13 protein-coding genes and 1 tRNA gene are annotated in these 21129 nt (G+C 70.7%); 8 read left to right on the top strand and 6 right to left on the bottom strand.

The genetic code is table 11. The features are described from left to right. Positions 1-152 precede the first annotated feature (152 nt). The gene (locus tag ACYVL2_RS06555; protein ID WP_460541446.1) at positions 153-1691 is read right to left on the bottom strand and encodes a S8 family peptidase; all 1539 of its coding nucleotides are present in this window, start codon (positions 1689-1691) and stop codon (positions 153-155) included. 312 nt (positions 1692-2003) lie between these two features. On the opposite strand from ACYVL2_RS06555, the gene ACYVL2_RS06560 reads away from it, so the two are divergent. Continuing rightward, positions 2004-5099, top strand: a complete 3096-nt coding sequence (locus tag ACYVL2_RS06560) for an NACHT domain-containing protein (protein ID WP_460541448.1) — start codon at positions 2004-2006, stop codon at positions 5097-5099. Positions 5100-5102: 3 nt separating this feature from the next. Here ACYVL2_RS06560 and ACYVL2_RS06565 read toward each other — a convergent pair whose 3' ends face one another. Further along, on the bottom strand, positions 5103-6887 hold the full coding sequence (locus tag ACYVL2_RS06565; RefSeq protein ID WP_460541450.1) for an ABC-F family ATP-binding cassette domain-containing protein: 1785 nt from the start codon (positions 6885-6887) through the stop codon (positions 5103-5105). Between the two features lie 109 nt (positions 6888-6996). On the opposite strand from ACYVL2_RS06565, the gene ACYVL2_RS06570 reads away from it, so the two are divergent. Beyond that, positions 6997-7866: an alpha/beta fold hydrolase gene (locus ACYVL2_RS06570; protein ID WP_460541452.1), complete on the top strand. Its 870-nt coding sequence runs from the start codon at positions 6997-6999 to the stop codon at positions 7864-7866. A gap of 407 nt (positions 7867-8273) precedes the next feature. Here the strand turns inward: ACYVL2_RS06570 and leuA are convergent, their stop codons facing one another. The 3 genes from leuA to ACYVL2_RS06585 all read right to left on the bottom strand — a co-directional run bounded on the left by leuA (position 8274) and on the right by ACYVL2_RS06585 (position 11534). Further along, positions 8274-9980, bottom strand: a complete 1707-nt coding sequence (gene leuA, locus ACYVL2_RS06575; RefSeq protein WP_460541454.1) for a 2-isopropylmalate synthase — start codon at positions 9978-9980, stop codon at positions 8274-8276. Between the two features lie 192 nt (positions 9981-10172). Then, positions 10173-10751, bottom strand: a complete 579-nt coding sequence (locus ACYVL2_RS06580) for a nitroreductase family protein (protein ID WP_460541456.1) — start codon at positions 10749-10751, stop codon at positions 10173-10175. A gap of 123 nt (positions 10752-10874) precedes the next feature. After that, entirely contained in the window at positions 10875-11534 is a 660-nt protein-coding gene (locus tag ACYVL2_RS06585; RefSeq protein WP_460541458.1) for a hypothetical protein, read from the bottom strand. 203 nt (positions 11535-11737) lie between these two features. Between ACYVL2_RS06585 and ACYVL2_RS06590 the strand changes: the two genes are divergently transcribed. From ACYVL2_RS06590 to ACYVL2_RS06615, 6 genes are all read left to right on the top strand, one after another. Beyond that, positions 11738-13003, top strand: a complete 1266-nt coding sequence (locus ACYVL2_RS06590) for an aspartate kinase (protein WP_460541460.1) — start codon at positions 11738-11740, stop codon at positions 13001-13003. 2 nt (positions 13004-13005) lie between these two features. Continuing rightward, positions 13006-14070 (top strand): aspartate-semialdehyde dehydrogenase, encoded by a 1065-nt coding sequence (locus tag ACYVL2_RS06595; protein WP_460541462.1) that lies wholly within the window; start codon positions 13006-13008, stop codon positions 14068-14070. A gap of 145 nt (positions 14071-14215) precedes the next feature. Then, positions 14216-15613, top strand: coding sequence for a cysteine--tRNA ligase (gene cysS, locus ACYVL2_RS06600; RefSeq protein WP_460541464.1), 1398 nt, complete (start codon positions 14216-14218; stop codon positions 15611-15613). Between the two features lie 25 nt (positions 15614-15638). Beyond that, positions 15639-16640, top strand: a complete 1002-nt coding sequence (gene rlmB / locus ACYVL2_RS06605) for a TrmH family RNA methyltransferase (protein ID WP_460541466.1) — start codon at positions 15639-15641, stop codon at positions 16638-16640. Positions 16641-16709: 69 nt separating this feature from the next. Next, complete coding sequence (locus tag ACYVL2_RS06610; RefSeq protein ID WP_460541468.1) at positions 16710-19277, top strand: Hsp70 family protein; 2568 nt, start codon at positions 16710-16712, stop codon at positions 19275-19277. A 115-nt stretch (positions 19278-19392) separates the two neighbouring features. Further along, positions 19393-19466, top strand: a tRNA-Thr gene (locus ACYVL2_RS06615). 62 nt (positions 19467-19528) lie between these two features. Here ACYVL2_RS06615 and ACYVL2_RS06620 read toward each other — a convergent pair. After that, positions 19529-21043, bottom strand: a complete 1515-nt coding sequence (locus tag ACYVL2_RS06620) for an alpha/beta hydrolase family protein (protein ID WP_460541470.1) — start codon at positions 21041-21043, stop codon at positions 19529-19531. Positions 21044-21129 lie beyond the last annotated feature (86 nt).

Below are 21129 nucleotides of genomic sequence, written 5' to 3' on the forward strand. Positions count from 1 at the left end.
GAGCGCTACGCTCCAGCCCGATTCCCCGGGCACGGCCGCCGCGGAGGCCGGCGGCCGCGGTGAAGGCCGGTTCGCCGAAGGCGGGTGGCGGCGGGGGCCCGAGTTGCGGCATCGGCCCCCGCCGGTCGCTATTCAGTTGTCCTGTGGAGGGATCAGAGTTCGATCGACCAGCTGTTCAGGGTGCCGGAGTCGCCGCTGTAGACGTCGACCACGCGCAGACCCCAGTCGCCTGAGGCGGTCTCGTTGCCGAGGCTGACGTTGTAGGTCGCCACGACGTCGTTCCCGGAGTCCCAGCCGCTGTCCTTGAGCTGGTAGCTGCTCCCGTCGGGGGCGACGAGGTAGATGCGGAGGTCGCCTCTCCAGGTGTGGGAGATGTCGACGTCCACCACGGCGCTCGAGGCGCTGCCGTCGCAGTCGATGGTGATGTAACTGGTCGTGTCGGAGCGGTCCGGCAGCGACCGGGGGCCGTCGTAGGTCCCCGAGCAGCCGGGGTCGACCGGGTCGGGGTCGGTGCCGCCGCCCTCGCCGGTGTACAGCAGCAGGTTCGGGCTGCCGCTGCCGGCGCCCGAGACCTTGTTCGGCGTCGCGTTGTCGCCGACCCAGGAGGCCACCTGCGCCGGTGAGGCGCTCGGGTGGTCCGAGAGGTAGGCGGTGGCGGCGCCGGCCACGTGCGGGCTGGCCATCGAGGTGCCCGAGATGGTGTTGGTGGCGCCGTTGGAGGTGTACCAGGCCGAGGTGATGCTCACGCCGGGGGCGAACACGTCGAGGCAGCCGCCGTAGTTCGACCAGCTGGCCTTGCGGTCGCCGGAGTCGGTGGCGCCGACGGTGATCGCCTTCGGTTCGGAGGCGGGGGAGGTGTTGCAGGCGTTCTGGCCCTCGTTGCCGGCGGCGACCACGAAGGACACGCCGGCGTCGACGGCGGCGGCGACCGCGGAGTTGATCGCCGAGCTGTATCCGCCGCCGAGGCTCATGTTGGCCGTGGACGGTCCGGAGGCGTTGTCGGCCACCCATTCGATGCCGTCGATGACGCCGGCGAAGGTGCCCGAGCCGGCGCAGTCGAGGACGCGGACGCCGACGACGGTGGCGGCTTTGGCGACCCCGTAGGTGCTGCCGGCGACGGTGCCGGCGACGTGGGTGCCGTGTCCGTTGCAGTCGTTCGGGTTGGAGTCGCCGTCGACGAAGTCGTAGCCGGCGCCGACGCGGCCGCTGAACTCGTTGTGGGAGGCGCGGATGCCGGTGTCGACGATGTAGGCGGTGACGCCGGAGCCGTCGCCGACGTAGGTGTAGGCGTTGTCGAGCGGGAGGTCACGCTGGTCGATGCGGTCCAGGCCCCAGGTCGGATTGGTCTGGGTGTCGGCGATGGAGACGGTCTGGTTCTGCTCGACGAAGGCGACCGCGTCGTCGGCGGCGATCTTCGCGGCCTCCTCGGCGCTCATCTCGGCGAGGTAGCCGTTCATGAAGTCGTATCGGTCGACGATGTCGGCGTCGTATTCGGCGGACATGGTGGAGTATTCGCTGGCCATCACGACGATGTACTCGCCGGGGACGGCGTCGGGGGCGTCGGCGCCGAGCACTTCGGCGACCGGGTCGGCTTGGGCGCCGGCGGCGCCGAGCGCGACCGAGCCGAGCGCGGTGGCGCCGGCCAGTGCCGCGATCGACATGCGGCGCATCGGGGTAGTTGCGGCTGGCATAGGGGGGGGGTACTCCCTTTCGGTCGATCCGGGGCCGGTGGCGGGGGAACGTCGGGGCGCAAACCGGCTCCGGGGGCACGGTTCGGTGGAACCGGGCCCTTTCGGGCTTTCAACCTGAGGTTAGGGAAATCACAGTAAAAAGTGAAGGGCCTGGATGATAGGTATAAATCAGTGAATGAAGAAGTGGTTACTCGGCAGTAAATCCGGGTTGCAAAGCGGTATAATGCGCCCCAGGGCAATCCACTATGGAATCCCACGTTCCGGGCATCGATCCAATACCATCGGTGTTACAGGCCAAGCGATGGGACGCCCATGACCTCCGAAGCCCCCCGACGACGCAACCGGCTCCGCAAGCTCGTCTCAGGGGGCCTGCTGACGCTCGGGCCGTCGGTCCTGCTGGTCACCATCTTCTGGGAGCACCTGCGCGACCGCATCCCCATGAGCGTCCCCGCCCTCAGCGGCTCGGCCCTCGTCCTGGTCGCCGTCGGCTTCCTCGCCCTGCTCGGCGAGGAGATCGGCCGCCGCTGGGCCCGCCTCGCCGCCGGCCAGCTCGACCCCTACCGGTGGTGGTGGCTGGCCCGCCAGCGCCGCGCCTACATCGCCGCCCTCGTCGAGCACGCCTCGGAGATCCAGCTGTACGGCGTCTCCACGCACGGCCCCTACGCGATGCGGCTGCCGGAAGTCCACGTCGCCGCCGGCCTGGTCCGGCCCCGCGCCGCCGGCCTGCCCGAAGCGGGCCGAGGTGGACAGTCGCTGATGGACCTGCTCTCGGGCTCCGAACGGCGCGCGTTCATCGTCGTCGGCGAGCCCGGCTCGGGCAAGACGACACTGCTGCGCCACACCACGCTGCAGGTCTGCGCCTCCCGGCGCCTGCTGCGGCGACACCTCCCGGTCCTGATCTACCTGCGCGACCACGTCGACGCCGTCCTCGACGACCCCGCCGGGGTCACCATCGCCTCCCTGCTGGAGGAGACCCCCTCGCTCAGGCACCGCTCGATCGCCTCGGGCGTGCGCCAGCGGCTGGAGGCCGGCCGCTGCCTGGTCATGCTCGACGGCCTCGACGAGATGGCCGGCGTGGAGGCCCGACAAGAAGTCGCCCGCTGGATCAAGGCGCAGATGCAGTGCTACCCCAAATGCGACTTCGTGGTCACCGCGCGCCGCCAGGGCTACGACAACACCGTCCTGGCCGACCTCGACACGTTGCGGGTCAAGCGGTTCGAGTGGCCGCAGATCGAGCGCTTCGTGCGCCGCTGGTGCTATTCGGTGCGCTGCCAGGAGACCGGGACGGCCGGACGCACCGTCCGGGCCGCGGCCGACAAGGACGCCGACCGGCTGCTCAAACTCATGGGCGACAGCCGGCAGCTGCGGGCGCTGGTGTCGAACCCGCTGCTGCTGATCATGGTCTGCAACGTCGACCGGTACCGCGGCCAACTGCCCGACAGCCGCGCCGACCTCTACCGGGAGATGTGCGAGATGCTCATCCACCGGCGGCGCCAGCAGAGCGGCGTGCGCAGCCACTTCGACCCGCTGACCGGCCGCCAGAAGGTCGCCCCGCTGCGGGAGCTGGCGCTGCGGATGATGCGCGACCGCACCCGCCGCGTCACCGCCGCCGACGCGGTCGCCGTCTTCGCCGAACGGCTGCGCGCCGCCCCGCGCAAAGTCGACCCCGAAGACTATCTGCGCCAAGCGGTCGAGAACGGCATCCTCGTCGAGGACGGCCACGACCGGTTCGCGTTCGCGCACGTGACCCTGCAGGAATACCTGGCCGCCGCCGCGCTGCGCGAGAGCGGCGACGAGGCGTTCCTGGCCGATCGCATCGACCAGGTGTGGTGGCGCGAGACGATCCTGCTGTGGGCCGCCGAAGGCGAAGCCGACGCAGTCGTGCGCGCCTGCCTGCAGGCCGGCGACGTCGAATCGCTCCTGCTGGCCGAGGAGTGCATGGACGTCACCGCCGAACTCCAACCCGACCTGCAGTACGAACTGCGATCGCTCCTGGAGGACCGGTCGGGCCTCGACTCGGGCGACCGCGCCCTGGTCGACGAATGGCTGCTGCGCCGCAACGTCGCCGAAAGCGTCCCGGTCGGGCCCGAAGCGGACCTGTGCGTAGTCCCGCTGCGGTACGCGGTCTGGGCCCGGTTCCTCACCGACCTGCGGTTCAACGACTGCCTGGAGCCGCCGGGCCGGCTGCGCGACGGCGAATCGGCGGTCGGCATGTGGCCGATCTACGTCCGCAAATTCCTGAACTGGGCGAACCACTACGCCGAGGCCGGCCACCGGTACCGGCTGCCGACGGCCGCCGAACTCGGCGAATACTTCGCGGCCGTGCCCGCCGGCGCGGTCGCCCGGCCCGTGTGGGCCGAGGCCGAGCCGCACCCGCGGCTGTACTGCCCGGCCGGAGTCGACAACACCTTCACCGTCGACCGGGCCCGCACGGCCCGGGCCCTCCGCGGCGACCGCGAACGCACCCAAGGCCACCGGATGCTCGCCCTGGCCATCCACATCGCCATGCACCGGCGCGACGCGGAGGTGCGCAACCCGATGCTGTTCGACCACTCCTTCCGCGTCGCGCGCGCCGCCGACACCGGGCAGTCCTCCGACGTAGTGCTCGACGAGTCGTTCCACCAGCTGTTCACCCGCGTCCGCACCGTCTCGGGCTTCCGCGGCTGGCGGCCGGCGTTCGGCTGGGAGGACTACCTCGACGCCCTCGACGGCAACGCGTTCGCCCAGTCGCTGACCGACCGCGGCCTGTTCCCGCGCCGTCCCACCGCCCACGACCTGATCTCGGTCCGCTCCCACCTCATCCTCGTGTCACTGTGGACCCGCGAGGCGCTGGACCGGCCCGAGTCGCAGCCGCACCTCGACGCCGAGGAGCACTACCTCGACTCGGTCGGCGCCGCCGACGCGCATGCACCGGTCTACCCCGACCAGATCGTCCCGGCCGTCCGCGCCGCCGCCGCGGCCGTCGCCGAGACCGCCGGCGCCGGCGCGTTCACGCCCCTGGCCGGCAAGACCGCCGAACTGCTCGACGACTGCGCCGACCTGCTGGCGCCGATGCTCGAACGCCAGGCCCGATTCGAACCCGACCACGTCGCCGCCGCGCGGCTCGCGCTCAACGCCGCAGCGGCCGTCGCCCACCGGCTCTCCAGCGAACCCGCCGCGGTCGACGCCCTGCGCAGCGCCATCGCCGGGCTCACCATCGTCGCCGACCGAGCCGAGTCCGACGACGCCGCCGAACAGGCAGGAGAGCTGCTGATGCTGGTGCGCGAACGCCTCAGCCCGACCGTCGAGGACCACCGGCCGGCGCGAGTGGAGTTCGTCGTCCGCAAACGCGGCCGCCTCAACGCCGCGCTCGCGAAGGTCGGCGCCTGGTGGCGGCGGCGCACCCGCGCCCGCGACCGCGTCGGCTGAGCCCTATTCGGCCAGCTCCATCCAACGCGTCTCGATCCGGTCGCGCTCGTCCTCGAGCTCGCCGAGCCGCCCGGTCAGCTCGGTGAGCCGGTCGGGATCGGTGGCGGCCTCGGCCATGTCGGCGTGGACGGCCGCGATCTTGTCCTCGACCTTCTCCAGCCGCCGCTCGAGCTTCGACATCTCCTTCTGCGCGGCCCGGTCGACCGTCGCCTGCGAAGGCGCCTTCGTCTTCGCCGCCGGCGCCTCGGCCGGAGCGGTCTTCGCCTCGGCCCGCCGCTCGAGATACTCGTCGATGCCGCGCGGAAGCATCCGCAGCCGACGGTCCCCCAGCAGCGCCCACGTCTCGTCGGCGACCCGCTCGGTGAAGTACCGGTCGTGGCTGACCACGATCATCGAACCGGCCCAGTCGTCGAGCAGGTCCTCGAGCTGCGTCAGCGTCTCGATGTCGAGGTCGTTGGTCGGTTCGTCGAGGAACAGCACGTTCGGCTCGGCCATGAGCAGGCGCGCCAGCTGGAGCCGGCGGCGCTGCCCACCGGAGAGGTCGCGCACGTGCGTCCACTGCCGGCCCCCCGCGAAGCCGAGCCGCTCGGCCAGCTGCGAGGCCGACATCTCCTTCTTGCCCAACTGGACGCGCTTGGCGACCCGCTCGATCGCCTCCAGGACCCGCCAGGACCCGTCGAGCTCCTCCATGTGCTGGCTCAACCACGCCAGCTTCACCGTCCGACCGACCTTGATGCGCCCGGCCGGCGGCTGTCGGTCGGCCGCGGCGTCGGCCAGCGCCCGCAGCAGCGAAGTCTTCCCGGCGCCGTTGACCCCGACCAGGCCGACCCGCTTGCCGGGGCCCAGGATCCAGTCGAGGTGCTCGAGCAGGACCTGGTCGCCGGCGGCGACGGTCACGTCGTGGGCTTCGAAGACGGTCTTGCCGAGCCTGGCGGTCGCGAAGGACACCAGTTCGGCGGTGTCGCGCGGCGGCGGCTCGTTCGCGATCAGCTCATTGGCGGCGTCGACCCGGTACTTCGCCTTCGAGGTGCGGGCCTTCGGTCCGCGGCGCAGCCACGCCAGCTCCTTGCGCATGAGGTTCTGGCGTTTCTCCTCGGCGAGCTGGGCCTGGCGTTCGCGTTCGGCGCGGGCCAGGACGTAGGCGGTGTAGCCGCCGTCGTATTCGAACACCTGGCCGCGCTGGACGTCCCAGATGTGGTCGCAGATCTCGTCGAGGAACCACCGGTCGTGGGTGACGACGATCACCGCGGACTTGATGGCGTTCAAGTAGGCCGCCAGCCAGGCGATGCCCTCGATGTCGAGGTGGTTGGTCGGCTCGTCGAGCAGGATGAGGTCCGCGGGGTCGACCAGGACCCGGGCGAGGTCGACGCGGCGCCGCTCGCCGCCGGAGAGCTTGCCGATGGCCGACTCCAGCCCGTCGGGCAGCGTCGGGGCCTCCAGGCCGCCGAACAGGCCGCCGAGGACTTCGCGGACGCGCGCCGAGGACGCCCACTGGTGGGCGTCGGCGTCACCGAACAGGGCCGTCCGGACGGTCGCGGCGTCGTCGAGCCCGTCGGTCTGGCGGAGGGAGGCGACGGTGGTGCCGCCGGTGTGGACCACGCGCCCGGAGTCGGGTTCGTCGATCCGGCCGATGAGGCGCAGCAGCGTGGATTTGCCGTCGCCGTTGCGCCCGACGACGCCGATGCGCTGACCGGCGGCGACGCCGAGGGAGACCGCGTCGAGGACGACCTGGTCGGGGTAGGCCTTGGAGACGGTTTCGAGGTTCACGAGGTTCGGCGCAGCTGACACGTGGATCAACACTACCGGCCTGCGGCCAGAGGCGACGCGGCGATGAATCGGGGTACTCCGGCTCGTCTACATCGACAAGGAACCCGAACGACACCTCCAAGGAGCGACCATGACCGAGCAACGGACCCGAACCCTGGAAGCGCCCGGCGCCGTACTGCGCTACGACGTCCGCGCCGGCACCGCCGACACCGAGCCGACCCTGCTGCTGATCGGCTCGCCGATGGCCGCCGCCGGCTTCGGCACACTCGCCGGCCACTTCACCGACCGCACGGTCGTGACCTACGACCCGCGCGGCTGCGAGCGAAGCGAGCGCACCGACCGCGAAACCGAGGCCACCCCGGACGATCACGCCGACGACCTGCACCGACTCATCGACGCGCTCGGCACCGGCCCGGTATACCTCTTCGCCAGCAGCGGCGGAGCGGTCAACGCCCTCGCCCTGGTCGCCCGCCACCCCGAACAGGTCCGCGTCCTGGTCGCGCACGAGCCTCCCGCCGTTCGGGAGCTGCCGGACCATGAGGAGGCACTCGCGGCCGTCCAGGACATCCGCCGGACGTACCAGCGATCCGGCTTCGGAGTGGGGATGGCGAAGTTCATCGCGCTCATCTCCCACCAAGGCCCGGTCCCGGCCGACTTCGCGAGCATGCCCGCGCCGGACCCGGCCGAATTCGGCCTGCCCGTCGATGACGACGGCTCGCGCGACGACCCGCTGCTCGGCCAGAACCTGGTGACATGCAACGCCTACGAACACGATTTCGACGCCCTCAGGGCGGCTTCGACCCGCATCGTCATCGGCGTCGGAGCCGAATCGGGAGGCGAACTCGCCGCACGCGCGGCGCGTGCGGCGGCCGAACGGATCGGCACCGAGCCGGTCGAGTTCCCCGGCGGCCACGGCGGATTCCTCGGTGGCGAATACGGTCAGACCGGCGAACCCGACGCCTTCGCCGCCACTTTGCGCGAGGTCCTCGCCGCCGAATGACGGCACTTCGGCGAGTCGGATGTTCGTATGTGAATCTTCGGAGGGCGATGGCATTGGGCGGCCGGCCCGGCCGGCCGGGCCGACCGCCCGTCTGCTTCGCGAAGCGTGCCCCTGCGGGTGCCGCGCGCGGGTGGGTCCCGCGCGCGGTTTCGGTATGGCGGCTTCCGGAACCCACTCTCCGCCATCCCGCAGGAGCTGCAGTGAATATGGACTTTTAGACAAGATCATGCATCCGTGTCAAGGCTCGTGCAAGGAGAAGTTTCGAGCCTGTGGATAACTTCGTGAGCTGGGATTACATTGCCTGTTCGGGGGCGATATGGCACGAGGGCGCCATCGTGGACCGGCCTCGAGTCCGAACACGGCGCAGGGGCCGGCGGCTGCGGCCGCCGGCCCCTGCGTTCGTTTCGCTAGGCGCGGTTGCAGGCGCTGGCCACCGCACGCATCGTCGCCAGGACGATGTTGGGGTGGACCCCGGCGCCCCAGACGGTCTTGCCGCCGATGACGCACTCGACATAGGAGGCCGCTTGGGCGTTCTGCCCCGACGACAGGGCGTGCTCGTGGTAGTCGAGGACCTCCACGTCGATGCCCACCGACGACAGTGCGTCGGTGAACGCCGACAGCGGGCCGTTGCCGGCGCCGGTGACCTTCTGCTCGACCCCGTCGAGGGTGATCTGCGCGTCCAGCGTCAGCGTCTCCCCGCTGTGGGTCGTGGTGTGGTCGTCGACGACGAGCCTGGGCCGCGGCTGGTAGTCCGGGTGGTACTCGGTGCGGAAGACCTCGTGGATCTCCTTGGAGGACACTTCCCTGCCCGAGGCTTCGGTGTGCCGCTGGATCGCCTGGCTGAACTCGATCTGCATGCGCCGCGGCAGGTCGAAGCCGTACTCGCTCTGCATGACGTAGGCGACCCCGCCCTTGCCGGACTGGGAGTTGACGCGGATGACCGCCTCGTAGGTGCGCCCGACGTCCTTGGGATCGATCGGCAGGTACGGGACGCCCCACTGGTACTGGTCGACCGGGACTCCGGCGGCCTCGGCGTCCTTCTCCAGGAACGCGAAGCCCTTCTTGATCGCGTCCTGGTGCGAGCCGGAGAACGCCGTGTACACCAGGTCGCCGGCGTAGGGGTGGCGTTCGTGGACCGGCAGCTGGTTGCAGTACTCGACCGCGCGTTTGATCTCGTCGATGTTCGAGAAGTCGATGCCCGGGTCGACGCCCTGGCTGAACAGGTTCATGCCCAGGGTCACCAGGCAGACGTTGCCGGTGCGCTCGCCGTTGCCGAACAGGCAGCCCTCGATGCGGTCCGCGCCGGCCTGCACCGCCAGCTCCGCGGCCGCCACGGCCGTGCCGCGGTCGTTGTGCGGGTGGACCGACAGGACGATCGACTCGCGGTTCGGCAGGTTCCGGCTCATCCACTCGATCGAATCGGCGTACACGTTCGGGGTCGCCATCTCCACCGTCGCCGGCAGGTTCACGATCAGCGGCCAGTCGGGGCGCGGCCCGATCACCTCGGCGACCTTCGCGCACACCTCCAGGGCGTACTCGAGTTCGGTGCCGGTGTAGGACTCCGGGGAGTACTCGTAGCGGATCGCCGTGTCCGGGGTGATGGTCTCGGCGTACTTCATGCACAGCCGCGCGCCCTGCGTGGCGATGTCGGTGATCCCGTCCTTGTCCAGGCCGAAGACCACGCGGCGCTGCAGCACCGACGTCGAGTTGTAGAAGTGGACGATCGCCTGCTTGGCGCCGCGCAGGCTCTCGAAGGTCCGCTCGATCAGGTGCTCGCGGCACTGCGTCAGGACCTGGATGGTCACGTCGTCGGGGATGAGCTCCTGCTCGATCAGGAGCCTGACGAAGTCGAAGTCGGTCTGCGAGGCCGACGGGAAGCCGACCTCGATCTCCTTGTAACCCATGTCGACCAGCAGCTGGAACATCTTCTTCTTGCGGTCGGGGGTCATCGGGTCGATGAGCGCCTGGTTGCCGTCGCGCAGGTCGACCGCGCACCAGATCGGCGATCGCTCGACGACCCGGTCGGGCCAGGTGCGGCCGTCCAGGTCGACGGAGAACTGCGAACGGTAGGGCCGGTAGCGGCCGACGCGGTCGCTGAAAGCGGAGGAAGTCATACGGTTGCTCCTGGGAAGTCGCGGTGGTCATTGCCAGCCGGCATGCGAGAACCCGCGGCGAGGGAGCCGACTAGTGGGCCCCGCCGCGGCAGCTAAGGAGCATCGAATACCGCATGATTGCCGCCGAGCTTACACCCGGCGGCGACACCGGTCGACGCGACGTCCGGAGACTGGGACGCCGGGGCGCGGCGGTCACTGCCCGATCAGGAGCTCCTCGATCGTCAGCCGGCGCCGGGGACGCGAATCCGGTCCGGCCACGGCCTCGTCGAGCCGCGCCGGATCGCCCGGCACGCCGATAGCCGCCACCGAAGTGGGCTTCAGCTCCGGCGCCAGAGCGAACTCCTCGGCCACGGCCGATGCGTCGAAGCCGGCCATCTGCCGCACCGTCAGCCCCTCGGCAGCGGCCTGGAACGTCAGGTGCGCCATCGCCTGGCCCAGGTCGTAGGCCGCGTGCGAGAGCGGCCCCTTGGCGTTCGACTCGGTGCGCACCGCCACCAGCAGCGCCGAGGCGTGCTGGGCCCACAGTGCGTTGCCCGCGTCGAGGCAGTCGAGCACCCGCTTGAACTCGGGGGAGTCCCGCCGGGCGAGAATGAACCGCCACGGTTGCGTGTTGCCCGCGCTCGGCGACCAGCGTGCCGCCTCGAGCAGGGCCGTGAGCTGCTCGTCGGCCAGATCGACGCCCGGCTCGAAGGCCCGGGTCGAGTGACGGCTCGCCAGCAGCGGGTGGATCGGCACGGAGGTCTGGGCGTGCCGGTCGATAGTTCCGTTCATGCGCTATCCCTCATCAGCTCGGCACCCGTCGGCTAGGTCAGCGTCCCGCGAAGCGGGGCGGCGGGGTGCCAAACTTCATGGTGCCACGACCGGGCCCGGATCCGGGCCCTCCTGTCGCTTTCCTTACTCTCCGTCACCCGAATCTGGTGTCGCCGTGGCGCTCGGGGCCTGAGTGGGAGTCTCCGGATCTGGGGGTTTCGGGGCCTTGCGTCCCAACGGTTCACCTTCGACGACCTCACCGGGCAGCTCCACGGTCGCCACCGCCGGCCCCATCTCGCCGGTCAACGTCAACTCGCCGATGCCCGGGCCCGAAACCGACCGGATCGTCCCCTCCTGGTCCAGGCACCACTCCCCCGGAGGGAACGGTGTGTCGACCACCACTGTGTTCGGCGTCAACGTGAAGCAGTCCCCGTCCCGGGCCACCGCGAACGGCAGATGCCGGTCCAAAAGCCGCGGCAGCCACTCCACGAACGGACGCTGCACCCGCGGGTCGAACCGCTCGGGGATCCGGCCGGCGATCCCGGCGAGCTTCACGCACTCGTCCTCGGCGCACTGGAAGAACCCGCCGGTCGTCCACGCCACGGTCACGTCGATCTCGCCGCCGTGCGCCCACGCGGGCACGTCGACACGCCAGGTCCCGTCCTCGGCGGCCCACACCGTCACCGTCCCGCCCTCGCTCCAGGCGTACTCGGCGGTGAAGGTCGCATCGAGCGCCTTCGAGACCCGAGCGATCATCGTGCTCTGGGCGCTCTCGCGCTCGGGACCGGGCACCGGCTCGTTCACCGCCGTCGCCGTCCCGCAGCCCGTCAAAGCCGTGACCGCCGCCACTGTGATACTCGTAATCTTCCATGCCACAGCGCGATTCTGCGTCTCATCGAGCAGTACGACCTGGCGCCACGCCGCAACACGCGGCTAAGGTGAGTTGGCCGCCTGCGACATCGGCGGCCCGACGGCACCCGAGACGAAGAAACATGAGGTGAAATCCCGTGGCGCTGGTCGTGCAGAAGTACGGAGGATCATCGGTCGAGAACGCCGAACGCGTCAAGCGCGTCGCCGAGCGCATCGTCGCCACCCGAAAGCGCGGCGACGACGTCTGCGTCGTCGTCTCCGCGATGGGCGACACCACCGATGACCTGCTCGACCTGGCCGCGCAGGTGTCCCCGGTCCCCGAACCGCGGGAGCTGGACATGCTCGTCACCTCCGGCGAACGCATCTCGATGGCGCTGCTGGCGATGGCCATCAACAACCTCGGATTCCAGGCCCGGTCCTTCACCGGCTCCCAGGCCGGCATGATCACCACCGCCGCCCACGGCGAGGCCCGCATCATCGACGTCACGCCCGGCCGCATCCGATCCTCCCTCGACGAGGGCTACATCACGATCGTCGCCGGATTCCAGGGCGTCAGCCAGGACACCAAGGACATCACCACGCTCGGGCGCGGCGGCTCCGACACCACCGCCGTCGCGCTGGCCGCCGCCCTGCAGGCCGACGTCTGCGAGATCTACTCCGACGTCGACGGCGTCTACTCGGCCGACCCGCGGATCGTCCCCAACGCGAAGCGCTTGGACAAGATCACCTTCGAGGAGATGCTGGAGATGGCCGCCTCCGGCGCCAAGATCCTGCACCTGCGCAGCGTGGAATACGCCCGCCGCTACGGCATCCCGCTGCATGTCCGCTCGTCGTACTCGACCAAGACCGGCACGATCGTGTCGGGTTACATGGAGGAGCTGCCCGTGGAGCAAGCACTCATCAGCGGCGTCGCGCACGACCGCTCCGAAGCGAAGATCACCGTCACGCACGTGCCCGACAAGCCGGGCGCGGCCGCCACGATCTTCCAGATCCTCGCCGACGCCGAGATCGACATCGACATGATCGTCCAGAACGTGTCGACCGCCGGCAACGGCCACACCGACGTGTCCTTCACGCTCCCGAAGGAATCCGGTCCCAAGGCCACCGAGGCGCTCAAGAAGCACCAGGGCCGGGTCGGGTTCGACAAGCTCATCTACGACGAGAACATCGGCAAGATCTCCCTGGTCGGCGCCGGGATGCGCTCGCACCCGGGGGTGACGGCGAACTTCTGCCAGGCCCTGGCCGACGCCGGAGTCAACATCGAGATCATCTCCACCTCCGAGATCCGCATCTCGGTGGTCTGCCGCGACACCGACCTGGACGACGCGGTGCGGGCCGTCCACGACAAGTTCGAACTCGGCGGCGACGAAGAGGCCGTCGTCTACGCGGGAACGGGGCGATAGGCATGAGCCGCAAACTCACCGTAGCGATCGTCGGCGCCACCGGCGTGGTCGGCTCGATCATGCGCCGGCTGCTGGCGGCCGAACGCGACCAGTGGGGCGAGATCCGGCTGCTGGCCTCGCCGAGGTCGGCCGGCAAGACCCTCCACGTCGGCGACGAGGCCATCGAGGTGCAGGCGATCAGCCCCGAGGCCTTCGAAGGGGTCGACATCGCCCACTTCGACCTGCCCGACGAGGTCAGCGCCGAATGGGTGCCCGTGGCGACCGGCAAGGGCGTGGTCGTCATCGACAAGTCCGCGACCTTCCGAATGGACCCCGAGGTGCCGCTGGTGTGCCCCGAGGCCAACCCCGAGGAGGCGCACCGCCGCCCCAAGGGCGTGATCGCCAACGCCAACTGCACCACGCTGGCGCTCATCCCGACCCTCGCCGCGCTCAACGAGGCCTTCGGCCTCGAGTCGATGTCCGTGGCCTCCTACCAGGCCGCCTCCGGCTCCGGCAAGGAGGGCCTGGAGGCGCTCTACGCGCAGGCCGACAAGACCGCCGGGATCGAGCGGATCGGCACCGAACCCGGCGACGTCCGCGCCGTCCTCGGCGAGGAGTACGACGCGCCGTTCGGCGCGCCGCTGGCGCTCAACGTCGTCCCCAAGGTCGGCGGCTGGAGGGACGGCGGCTGGACCTCCGAGGAGCTCAAGGTCCGCAACGAGTCCCGCAAGATCCTGGGCCTGCCGGAGCTGAAGGTCGCCTCCACGTGCGTGCGCGTGCCCGTGGCCGTCGGCCACTCCCAGGCCGTCCACGCGACCTTCTCCCGGGACGTGTCGGTCGCCGAGGCGCACCGCGTGCTCGAGGCCGCACCGGGCGTCGACCTGGTCGACGACCCCGAGAACTCGGTCTACCCCATGCCGATCGACGGCGTCGGCAAGCCCGGCACGCAGGTCGGGCGCGTCCGCCAGTCGCTGGACTTCCCGAACTCCCTGGAGTTCTTCGTCGTCGGCGACAACCTCATGAAGGGCGCGGCCCTCAACTCGATGCAGGTCGCCGACGTCGTCCGCCGCGAACTCGAAACCAAATAGGATATATCCTATAGGATTCACGGCCCGGGGCTCGCGCTCCGGGCCGTTCCGCTTCCCCACCCGCCCCGACGCACCGCCCCGACCTGCCGCGCGACACGGCCGCACGGCCCCTGAGCGGCCGGAGCCCGGCCGTTAGACTTGACGGGTGAGCCTGCGACTGTACGACACCGGCACCCGAACCGTCCGCGACTTCCGGCCCCGCACCGGCGGGCACGTCGGCGTGTACCTGTGCGGCCTCACCGTCCAAGGCCCGCCCCACATCGGCCACCTGCGCTCCGGGGTGTCCTACGACGTGCTCATCCGCTGGCTGCGCCGCAGCGGCTACGACGTCACCTACGTCCGCAACATCACCGACATCGACGACAAGATCCTCGTCCGCGGCGCCGAGCAGCACCGCCCCTGGTGGGCCATCGCCTACGAGAACGAGCGCAGACTCGCCGACGGCTACGCCGCCCTCGGCGTCCAGGCCCCCACCTACGAGCCACGCGCCACTGGCCACATCACCCAGATGATCGACCTCATCGAGACGCTCATCGAACGCGGCCACGCCTACGCCACCGAAGCCGGCGACGTCTGGTTCTCCGTGACCTCCTGGCCCGACTACGGCGAACTGTCCCACCGCCGCCCCGAGGACATGCGCTCCAGCCCCGACAGCGGCGACAAGCGCGACCCCCGCGACTTCGGCCTCTGGAAAGCCCACAAGAGCGGCGAGCCCGCCGACGCCGCCTGGTCGTCCCCGTGGGGCCCCGGACGCCCCGGCTGGCACATCGAATGCTCCGCGATGGCCCGCCACTACCTCGGCGACGCCTTCGACATCCACGGCGGCGGCACCGACATCATGTTCCCCCACCACGAGAACGAACTCGCCCAGTCCCGCGGCGCCGGACTCGACTTCACGAACTTCTGGGTCCACAACGGCATGCTCAACCTCTCGGGCACCAAGATGAGCAAGTCCCTCGGCAACACCCTCGGCGTCGACGCCCTCGCCGAGAAGGGCTTCCGCCCCGTCGACATCCGCTACTACCTGACCGCCACCCACTACCGCAGCGCCGTCGACTTCTCCGAGACCGCCCTCGGCGAAGCCCAGGCCGCATGGGACCGCCTGTCGAACTTCGTCCACCGCGCCGCCGAGCAGCTCGGCCTCGAAGCCACCATCGGCGGCACGGCCCGCTCCGAATTCACCGACGCGATGGACGACGACCTCAACACGCCCGCCGCCGTCGCCGCGATCCACGAGGCGGCACGCGACGGCAACACCGCCCTCGACGCCGGCGACGACACCGCCGCGGCCGACATCGCCGGCGGCGTCCGAGCTATGCTCGACCAGCTCGGCCTCGACCCGCTCGACCCGCACTGGGACGAGCCGGCCGACGCACGACTGACCGGCGTGGTCGACTCACTGGTCGCCATCGCCCTCCAGCAGCGGGCCGAGGCGCGCGAACGCAAGGACTACGCCGCCGCGGACCGCATCCGCGACGAACTGGCCCGCGCCGGCGTGACTGTCAAAGACACCCCTCGCGGTCCCGTCTGGACCGTCAACTAGACCCACCGCATGGGGGAACGCACACGTGAGCAGCAGCAAAGGCGGCCACCCGAACCGCCGCAAGACCTCCAAGGCCGGCCCGAAGAAGGGCTCCGGCGGCCAGAAGAAGAGCCTGTCCGGCCGCGGCCGGACCCTCAAAGCCGAGGAACGCCCCTGGCACAAGTCCTACACCGGCGAGGACAAACCACGCAAAACCCAGTGGAAGCAGGCCAAGGAACGCGCCAAGGCCGCCGCCGAGGGCCGCACCACCCGCATCGGCAAACCCAAGCCCGCCCACGACAAGCGCGACGAACCCGAACTCATCCTCGGCCGCAACCCCGTCCTCGAGGCCCTGCGAGCCCACGTCCCCGCCAAAGCGCTCTACGTCGCCTTCGGCACCGACCTCGACGACCGCGTCGCCGAATCGGTGCGACTGGCCACAGGCCGCGACCTCCCGGTCAAGGAACTGGCCCGCCGCGACCTCGACCGCCGCACCTCCGGCGCCCTCCACCAAGGCATCGGCCTCGAAGTCGAACCCTACGAGTACGCCGACTTCGGCCGACTCCTCGAACAGGCCCGCACCGCCGGCACCGCGCCGCTGCTGGTCGCCCTCGACGGCGTCACCGACCCGCGCAACCTCGGCGCCATCATCCGCTCCACCGCCGCCTTCGGCGGCCACGGCCTGCTCATCCCCTCCCGACGCGCCGCCAGCGTCACCGCCGTCGCCTGGCGCACCTCCGCCGGCGCCGCCGCGCGATTGCCGGTCGCCAAGGTCGTCAACCTCTCCAAGACCGTCCAGGCCTGCCAGCAGGCCGGCTACATGGCCGTCGCCCTCGACGCCGCCGGCGACGCCGACGTCTTCGACCTCCCGGTGGCGACCGACCCGCTGCTCATCGTCGTCGGCGACGAAGGCAAGGGCGTCTCTCGACTGGTCGCCGAAACCTGCGACCTGCGCGTCGGCATCCCCATCGCCTCCGAGGTGGAGTCCCTCAACGCCTCGGTCGCCGCCTCGATCGCGCTCGCGGAGGTCCAGCGGCAGCGCCGTTAGACCGCACCCAATAATGTGAGGGCACCCGAACCCGCCCGACCGACCACGTTCCCCCGGAGCCGCACCCACATGTCCGCCGAATACCTGCTCAGCGTCGACCTCGGCACCTCCCACACGGTCGCGGTCGTGGTCTGGCCCGACGGCCGGACCCGCCCGCTCCTGTTCGACGGGTCCCCGGTCATGCCCTCGGCGGTGTTCCTCGACGAGGCCGGGACCATCCACACCGGCCGCGACGCCGAGCGGCTCGGCCCGACCGCCCCCGAACGGTTCGAACCCAACCCCAAGCAGCGCATCGGCGACGGCACGATCCTGCTCGGCGACCGCGAGATCCAGGTGACCGCCGCGTTCGCCGCGATCCTCACCACCGTCGCCCGCGCGTGCGTCGAAGCGATCGGCGGCCTGCCCCGGACGGTCCTGACGTGCCCGGCCGCCTGGGGCGAGCAGCGCCGCGCCGCCCTCCACGACGCCGCCGCCAAGGCCGGGTACGCACCGGTCCAGATCGTCACCGAACCGGTCGCCGCCGCCCACTACTACACCAGCCGGCTCGCCCACCCCATCGACTCCGGGCAGGCCCTGGCCGTGTTCGACTTCGGCGGCGGCACCCTCGACATCGCCGTCGTCGAACGCCGCGGCGACGGCTCCTTCGGCGTCCTCGCCGACGGCGGGCTGCCCGACCTCGGCGGCCTCGACTTCGACGCGGCCCTGGTCGCCCACATCGGCGAGACGGTCCGGCAGCGCGACCCGGACCTGTGGAAACGGCTCGAGCGGCCCGGCACCGCCACCGAACTGCGCGACCGCAGGACACTGTGGAACGACGTGCGCGGTGCGAAGGAGATGCTCTCGCGCTCCTCGGTCGCGCCCGTGGCCGTCCCGGGCATGGAGCAGGCCCTCCACCTCACCCGAGGCGAACTCGACCAGCTCGCCCGGCCGCTGCTCTCCCGCGCCGTCGGCGAGACCACTCGCGTGGTGGGACTCACCGGCCGCAGCCCCGCCCAGCTCGCCGGCCTGTTCCTCGTCGGCGGCTCGAGCCGGATGCCGCTGGTCGCCAAGGTCCTCCACGAGCAGCTCGGCATCGCGCCGACCGTGCTCGAGCAGCCCGAACTGCCCGTCAGCGAAGGCGCCGCCCTCGCGACCGCCGGCCCGGCCCCGGTCACCCCGCCGGCCATGGCCTCGCCGCCGCCGAGCCCCTCGCCCGGCGCGCCGGTCACTCAGGCGAGCCTGCCGCCGCGGGCGCCCGCGTCCGACGGCACCGTGCCGCTGCACATGCCCGGGCGCGACCGGGCGAAGCGGCGCAGACGCAACACGGTCATCGCGGTCATCGCCGCCGTAGCGGCCCTCGCCGTGGCGGCGCCGCTGGCGTGGAACCACTTCACCGACCCGTTCCGGCAGCGGCCCTTCACGAACCTGACCGCCGTCGGCGAGCCGATCGGCTACGGCACCGACGACCTGCCCGGCGATCTGATGGCGATCCGGGTGTGGGAGGAGCGGACCCTGTTCGCCTACTCGATCGACACCGACGGCGACGAGACCGGCGACGAGGAGCTGCATCTGCTCGCGGTCGACAACACCACCGGCGAGTCGCTGTGGGACGAGAAGCGGGTCCTCGACGGCAACGGCTGGCTGGCGAACATCCTGGTCGGCGAGGAGCTCCTGGCCGTCCCGCAGGCGGTCGACTCCGGCGAGTACGCCTGGTACTTCCTCGACTGGGACGACGGCGACCTGCGCCGGACGGTGACCCGCTCCTCGAACGCGGCGACCCGCTACGGCAGCCACCTGGTCGCCATCGGCGGCAATGACATCACCGTCTACGACGGCGCCGGCGAGGTCGTCCAGGACTTCGAGGTCGGCGATGCCGAGGAGGGCGTCGACATCGACGACTGGGGCTCGGTCATGACCAGCGAGGACCTGAAGCGGCCGCGGGCCGGCCAGGTCGGCGACGGCCGGATCTGGGCGCTCACCGACGACGCGGTGGTCCACGTCTTCGACATCGAGTCGGGCGAGGAAGTGGCCGCGAACGCGGTCGAGTCGGTCGACGACACCTACTTCGCCTACGACGGCATCGTGTACGTCACCATCGCCGACAGCACCGGCTACAAGATCCGCGCCTTCGACATCGACCAGGGCCTCCGCCTGACCGCCGAGGACCTGGTGCGCGAGGAGGTGCAGCCCGAGGGCCTGTGGGACTGCGGCGCGGGGCGGGTGTGCGTCAAGCAGGTCGACGCCGACGATTACGCGACCTTCCAGGTCTTCGACATCGACGAGGGCGCGATCGTGCACACCTTCGACGAGTACAGCTCCGGCTACGGCTCGGTGCATCCGCTGGGGGAGCGGCTCATGGTGAGCTTCTACGAAGGCGACACCGTCGTCAAGAGCCAGCTGTACGACCGCGACTTCGAGACGGTCGGACCGGTGCACCCGGAGTCGTTCGTCGCCGTCGACGGCGGCAGCGCCCTCGACTACCCGACCGGCAACGAATACGGGCTGGTCTCCGGTTCGGTCGTCGGCCTCGGCGCCGAGGACGGCAAGCGCACCTTGGTGCGCGACACCCTCGAGACCTACGGCTGCAGCGCCTCGGCCGACTTCCTGGCCTGCCACATGGAGGACGGCATGCAGATCTTCACCTTTCGCGAGCGGTGAGGCCGGGCGAGCCCGACCCCGACCGCGCGCCTGCGACGCCGATCCGGGGGCGACGGCGATGAGCGCCCGGTCGAGTACAATCGTGGAGGCTCGGCGCCAGGGGCGGCGCCGACCGGCCGCCGTAGCTTTAACTGGCAGAGCAGCCGCCTTGTAAGCGGCAGGTTGCGGGTTCGAATCCTGTCGGCGGCTCCGTCAGCGGACCTATCGCGGTGCGGCGGGCCGAGTCCGGCCGCCGCACCGCTCTTTCGGGTCTAGAACGGCCCCGGCAGGGCCGGTCCGCGTCGCTCGGAGAGCGGCGACGGGCCGGGGAAGTCCTGGTTCGGGCAGCTCAGGCCCTCCTTGGGGATCCGGCGGTCGATGAAGTAGGCGTCGACGGCCTCGTCCACGCAGTCGGAGACGCCGCTGTAGGCGGTGTGCCAGTAGCCCTCGTAGGTGATCAGGTGACCGTCGGCCTGCCGGGCCGCCGTCAGCGTCCAGTCGTAGACGGTGGCGTAGTCGTGCTCGTTGCCGATGAACACCAGCGGCGGCGCCCAGTCGACGTCGAGCTCGTCGCGGGGGTTGGTGTGCTCGATCCCTGAGCCGACGCACTGGAGCGCGTACTCGTTGTACGGCGTCCACTCCACGTTCGGGTACGTCTGGCTGAGCCTGCCGGTGAGCTGCTCGAACTCGCCGAAGTCGGCGATGTCGAAGCCCCAGTCCTGGCACCACATCGGATAGGCCGGGTACTCGACGCCCGATTCGGCGAACCGCAGCGGCCCGGGGTACGGCTCGCCGTCGCGCAGCGCCACGAGGAACTCGGCCAGGTCCGGCCAGTACTGCGGGAAGTTCGCGTCGAAGGCCATCACCGACAGGTCGTAGAAGCCCATCGCCTCGTCGGTGCCGGGGAAGTCCAGTTCGCCGGCGCGCGCGGCGGCCTTCAACTCGCCGTAGACGGCCTGGACGCCGTCGTCGTGGAGGGCGCAGTCGGGCTCGCCGTCGCACCAGGCGGCGAAGTCGAGGAAGTTCCGCTCGAACGCGGCGGTCTCGGCGCTCATGAACTCCCATGTCGAGCCGATGCTGTGGTCCATGTTGCCGTCCAGGACCATGGTCCGGATGTGCCAGGGGTAGACCTCGGCGTACTGCTGGCCCATGAGGGTGCCGTAGGAGTAGCCGAGGTAGTTGAGCCGGCCCTCGCCCAGCGCGCGGCGGATCCGCTCCATGTCGAGGACGGTGTGGCGGTTGTCGACGTGGTCGAACAGGCGGCCGGTCCTCTCGCGGCAGTCGGCGGTCAGGTCCGCGTTGGCCTCCTCGAGCGCCTCGAACGACCGGTGGTCGGTCGGGACGCCGATCGAGAACACCGCTGTGAGCGCGTCCTCGCCGCATTCGACGTGGGTGCTGGTGTTGATGCCGCGCGGGTCGAAGCCGACGATGTCGAACCGCTCGGCCGCTTCGGGCGAGAGGGGGTTGCCCTGCCTGACGGTCGCCACGCCGGAGCCGCCGGGCCCGCCGGGGTCCATCAGGATCGTGCCGATCCGCCGGTCGGTGTCGCCGGCCTGGCGCCGCGCCAGTCCGATCTCGATCTTCTCGCCCCATGGCCGGCGGTAGTCCAGGGGCACTTCGATGGTCGCGCAGTCGACCTCCTGCCCGGCCTCGAGCTCGGGACAGGGCTCCCAGTCGATGCCGCGGTGGTGTTCGCGGTGGGCCGCGGCCGGGGCGGCGGCGACCAATGTGGCCACCAGCGCCGCCGCCGATGCGGCCGCGGCGAGGCGTAGCGAGGGTGGTTTCACAGGATTTCCTTACAGTAGCCGGATATCGGGTCATGCGTGGGCATTGGTCCGATGTAGTGTTTCTGCCGGCCAGTGTACGGAAGATC

The sequence above is a fragment of the Glycomyces halotolerans genome, assembly GCF_054779575.1.

What these genes read in the sequence shown, in the direction of transcription:
- ACYVL2_RS06570 (WP_460541452.1), top strand. Translation starts at nt 6,997, where the DNA reads ATGACCGAGCAACGGACCCGAACCCTGGAAGCGCCCGGCGCCGTACTG.
- ACYVL2_RS06610 (WP_460541468.1), top strand. Translation starts at nt 16,710, where the DNA reads ATGTCCGCCGAATACCTGCTCAGCGTCGACCTCGGCACCTCCCACACG.
- ACYVL2_RS06595 (WP_460541462.1), top strand. Translation starts at nt 13,006, where the DNA reads ATGAGCCGCAAACTCACCGTAGCGATCGTCGGCGCCACCGGCGTGGTC.
- ACYVL2_RS06560 (WP_460541448.1), top strand. Translation starts at nt 2,004, where the DNA reads ATGACCTCCGAAGCCCCCCGACGACGCAACCGGCTCCGCAAGCTCGTC.
- leuA (WP_460541454.1), bottom strand. Translation starts at nt 9,980, where the DNA reads ATGACTTCCTCCGCTTTCAGCGACCGCGTCGGCCGCTACCGGCCCTAC.
- ACYVL2_RS06555 (WP_460541446.1), bottom strand. Translation starts at nt 1,691, where the DNA reads ATGCCAGCCGCAACTACCCCGATGCGCCGCATGTCGATCGCGGCACTG.
- ACYVL2_RS06580 (WP_460541456.1), bottom strand. Translation starts at nt 10,751, where the DNA reads ATGAACGGAACTATCGACCGGCACGCCCAGACCTCCGTGCCGATCCAC.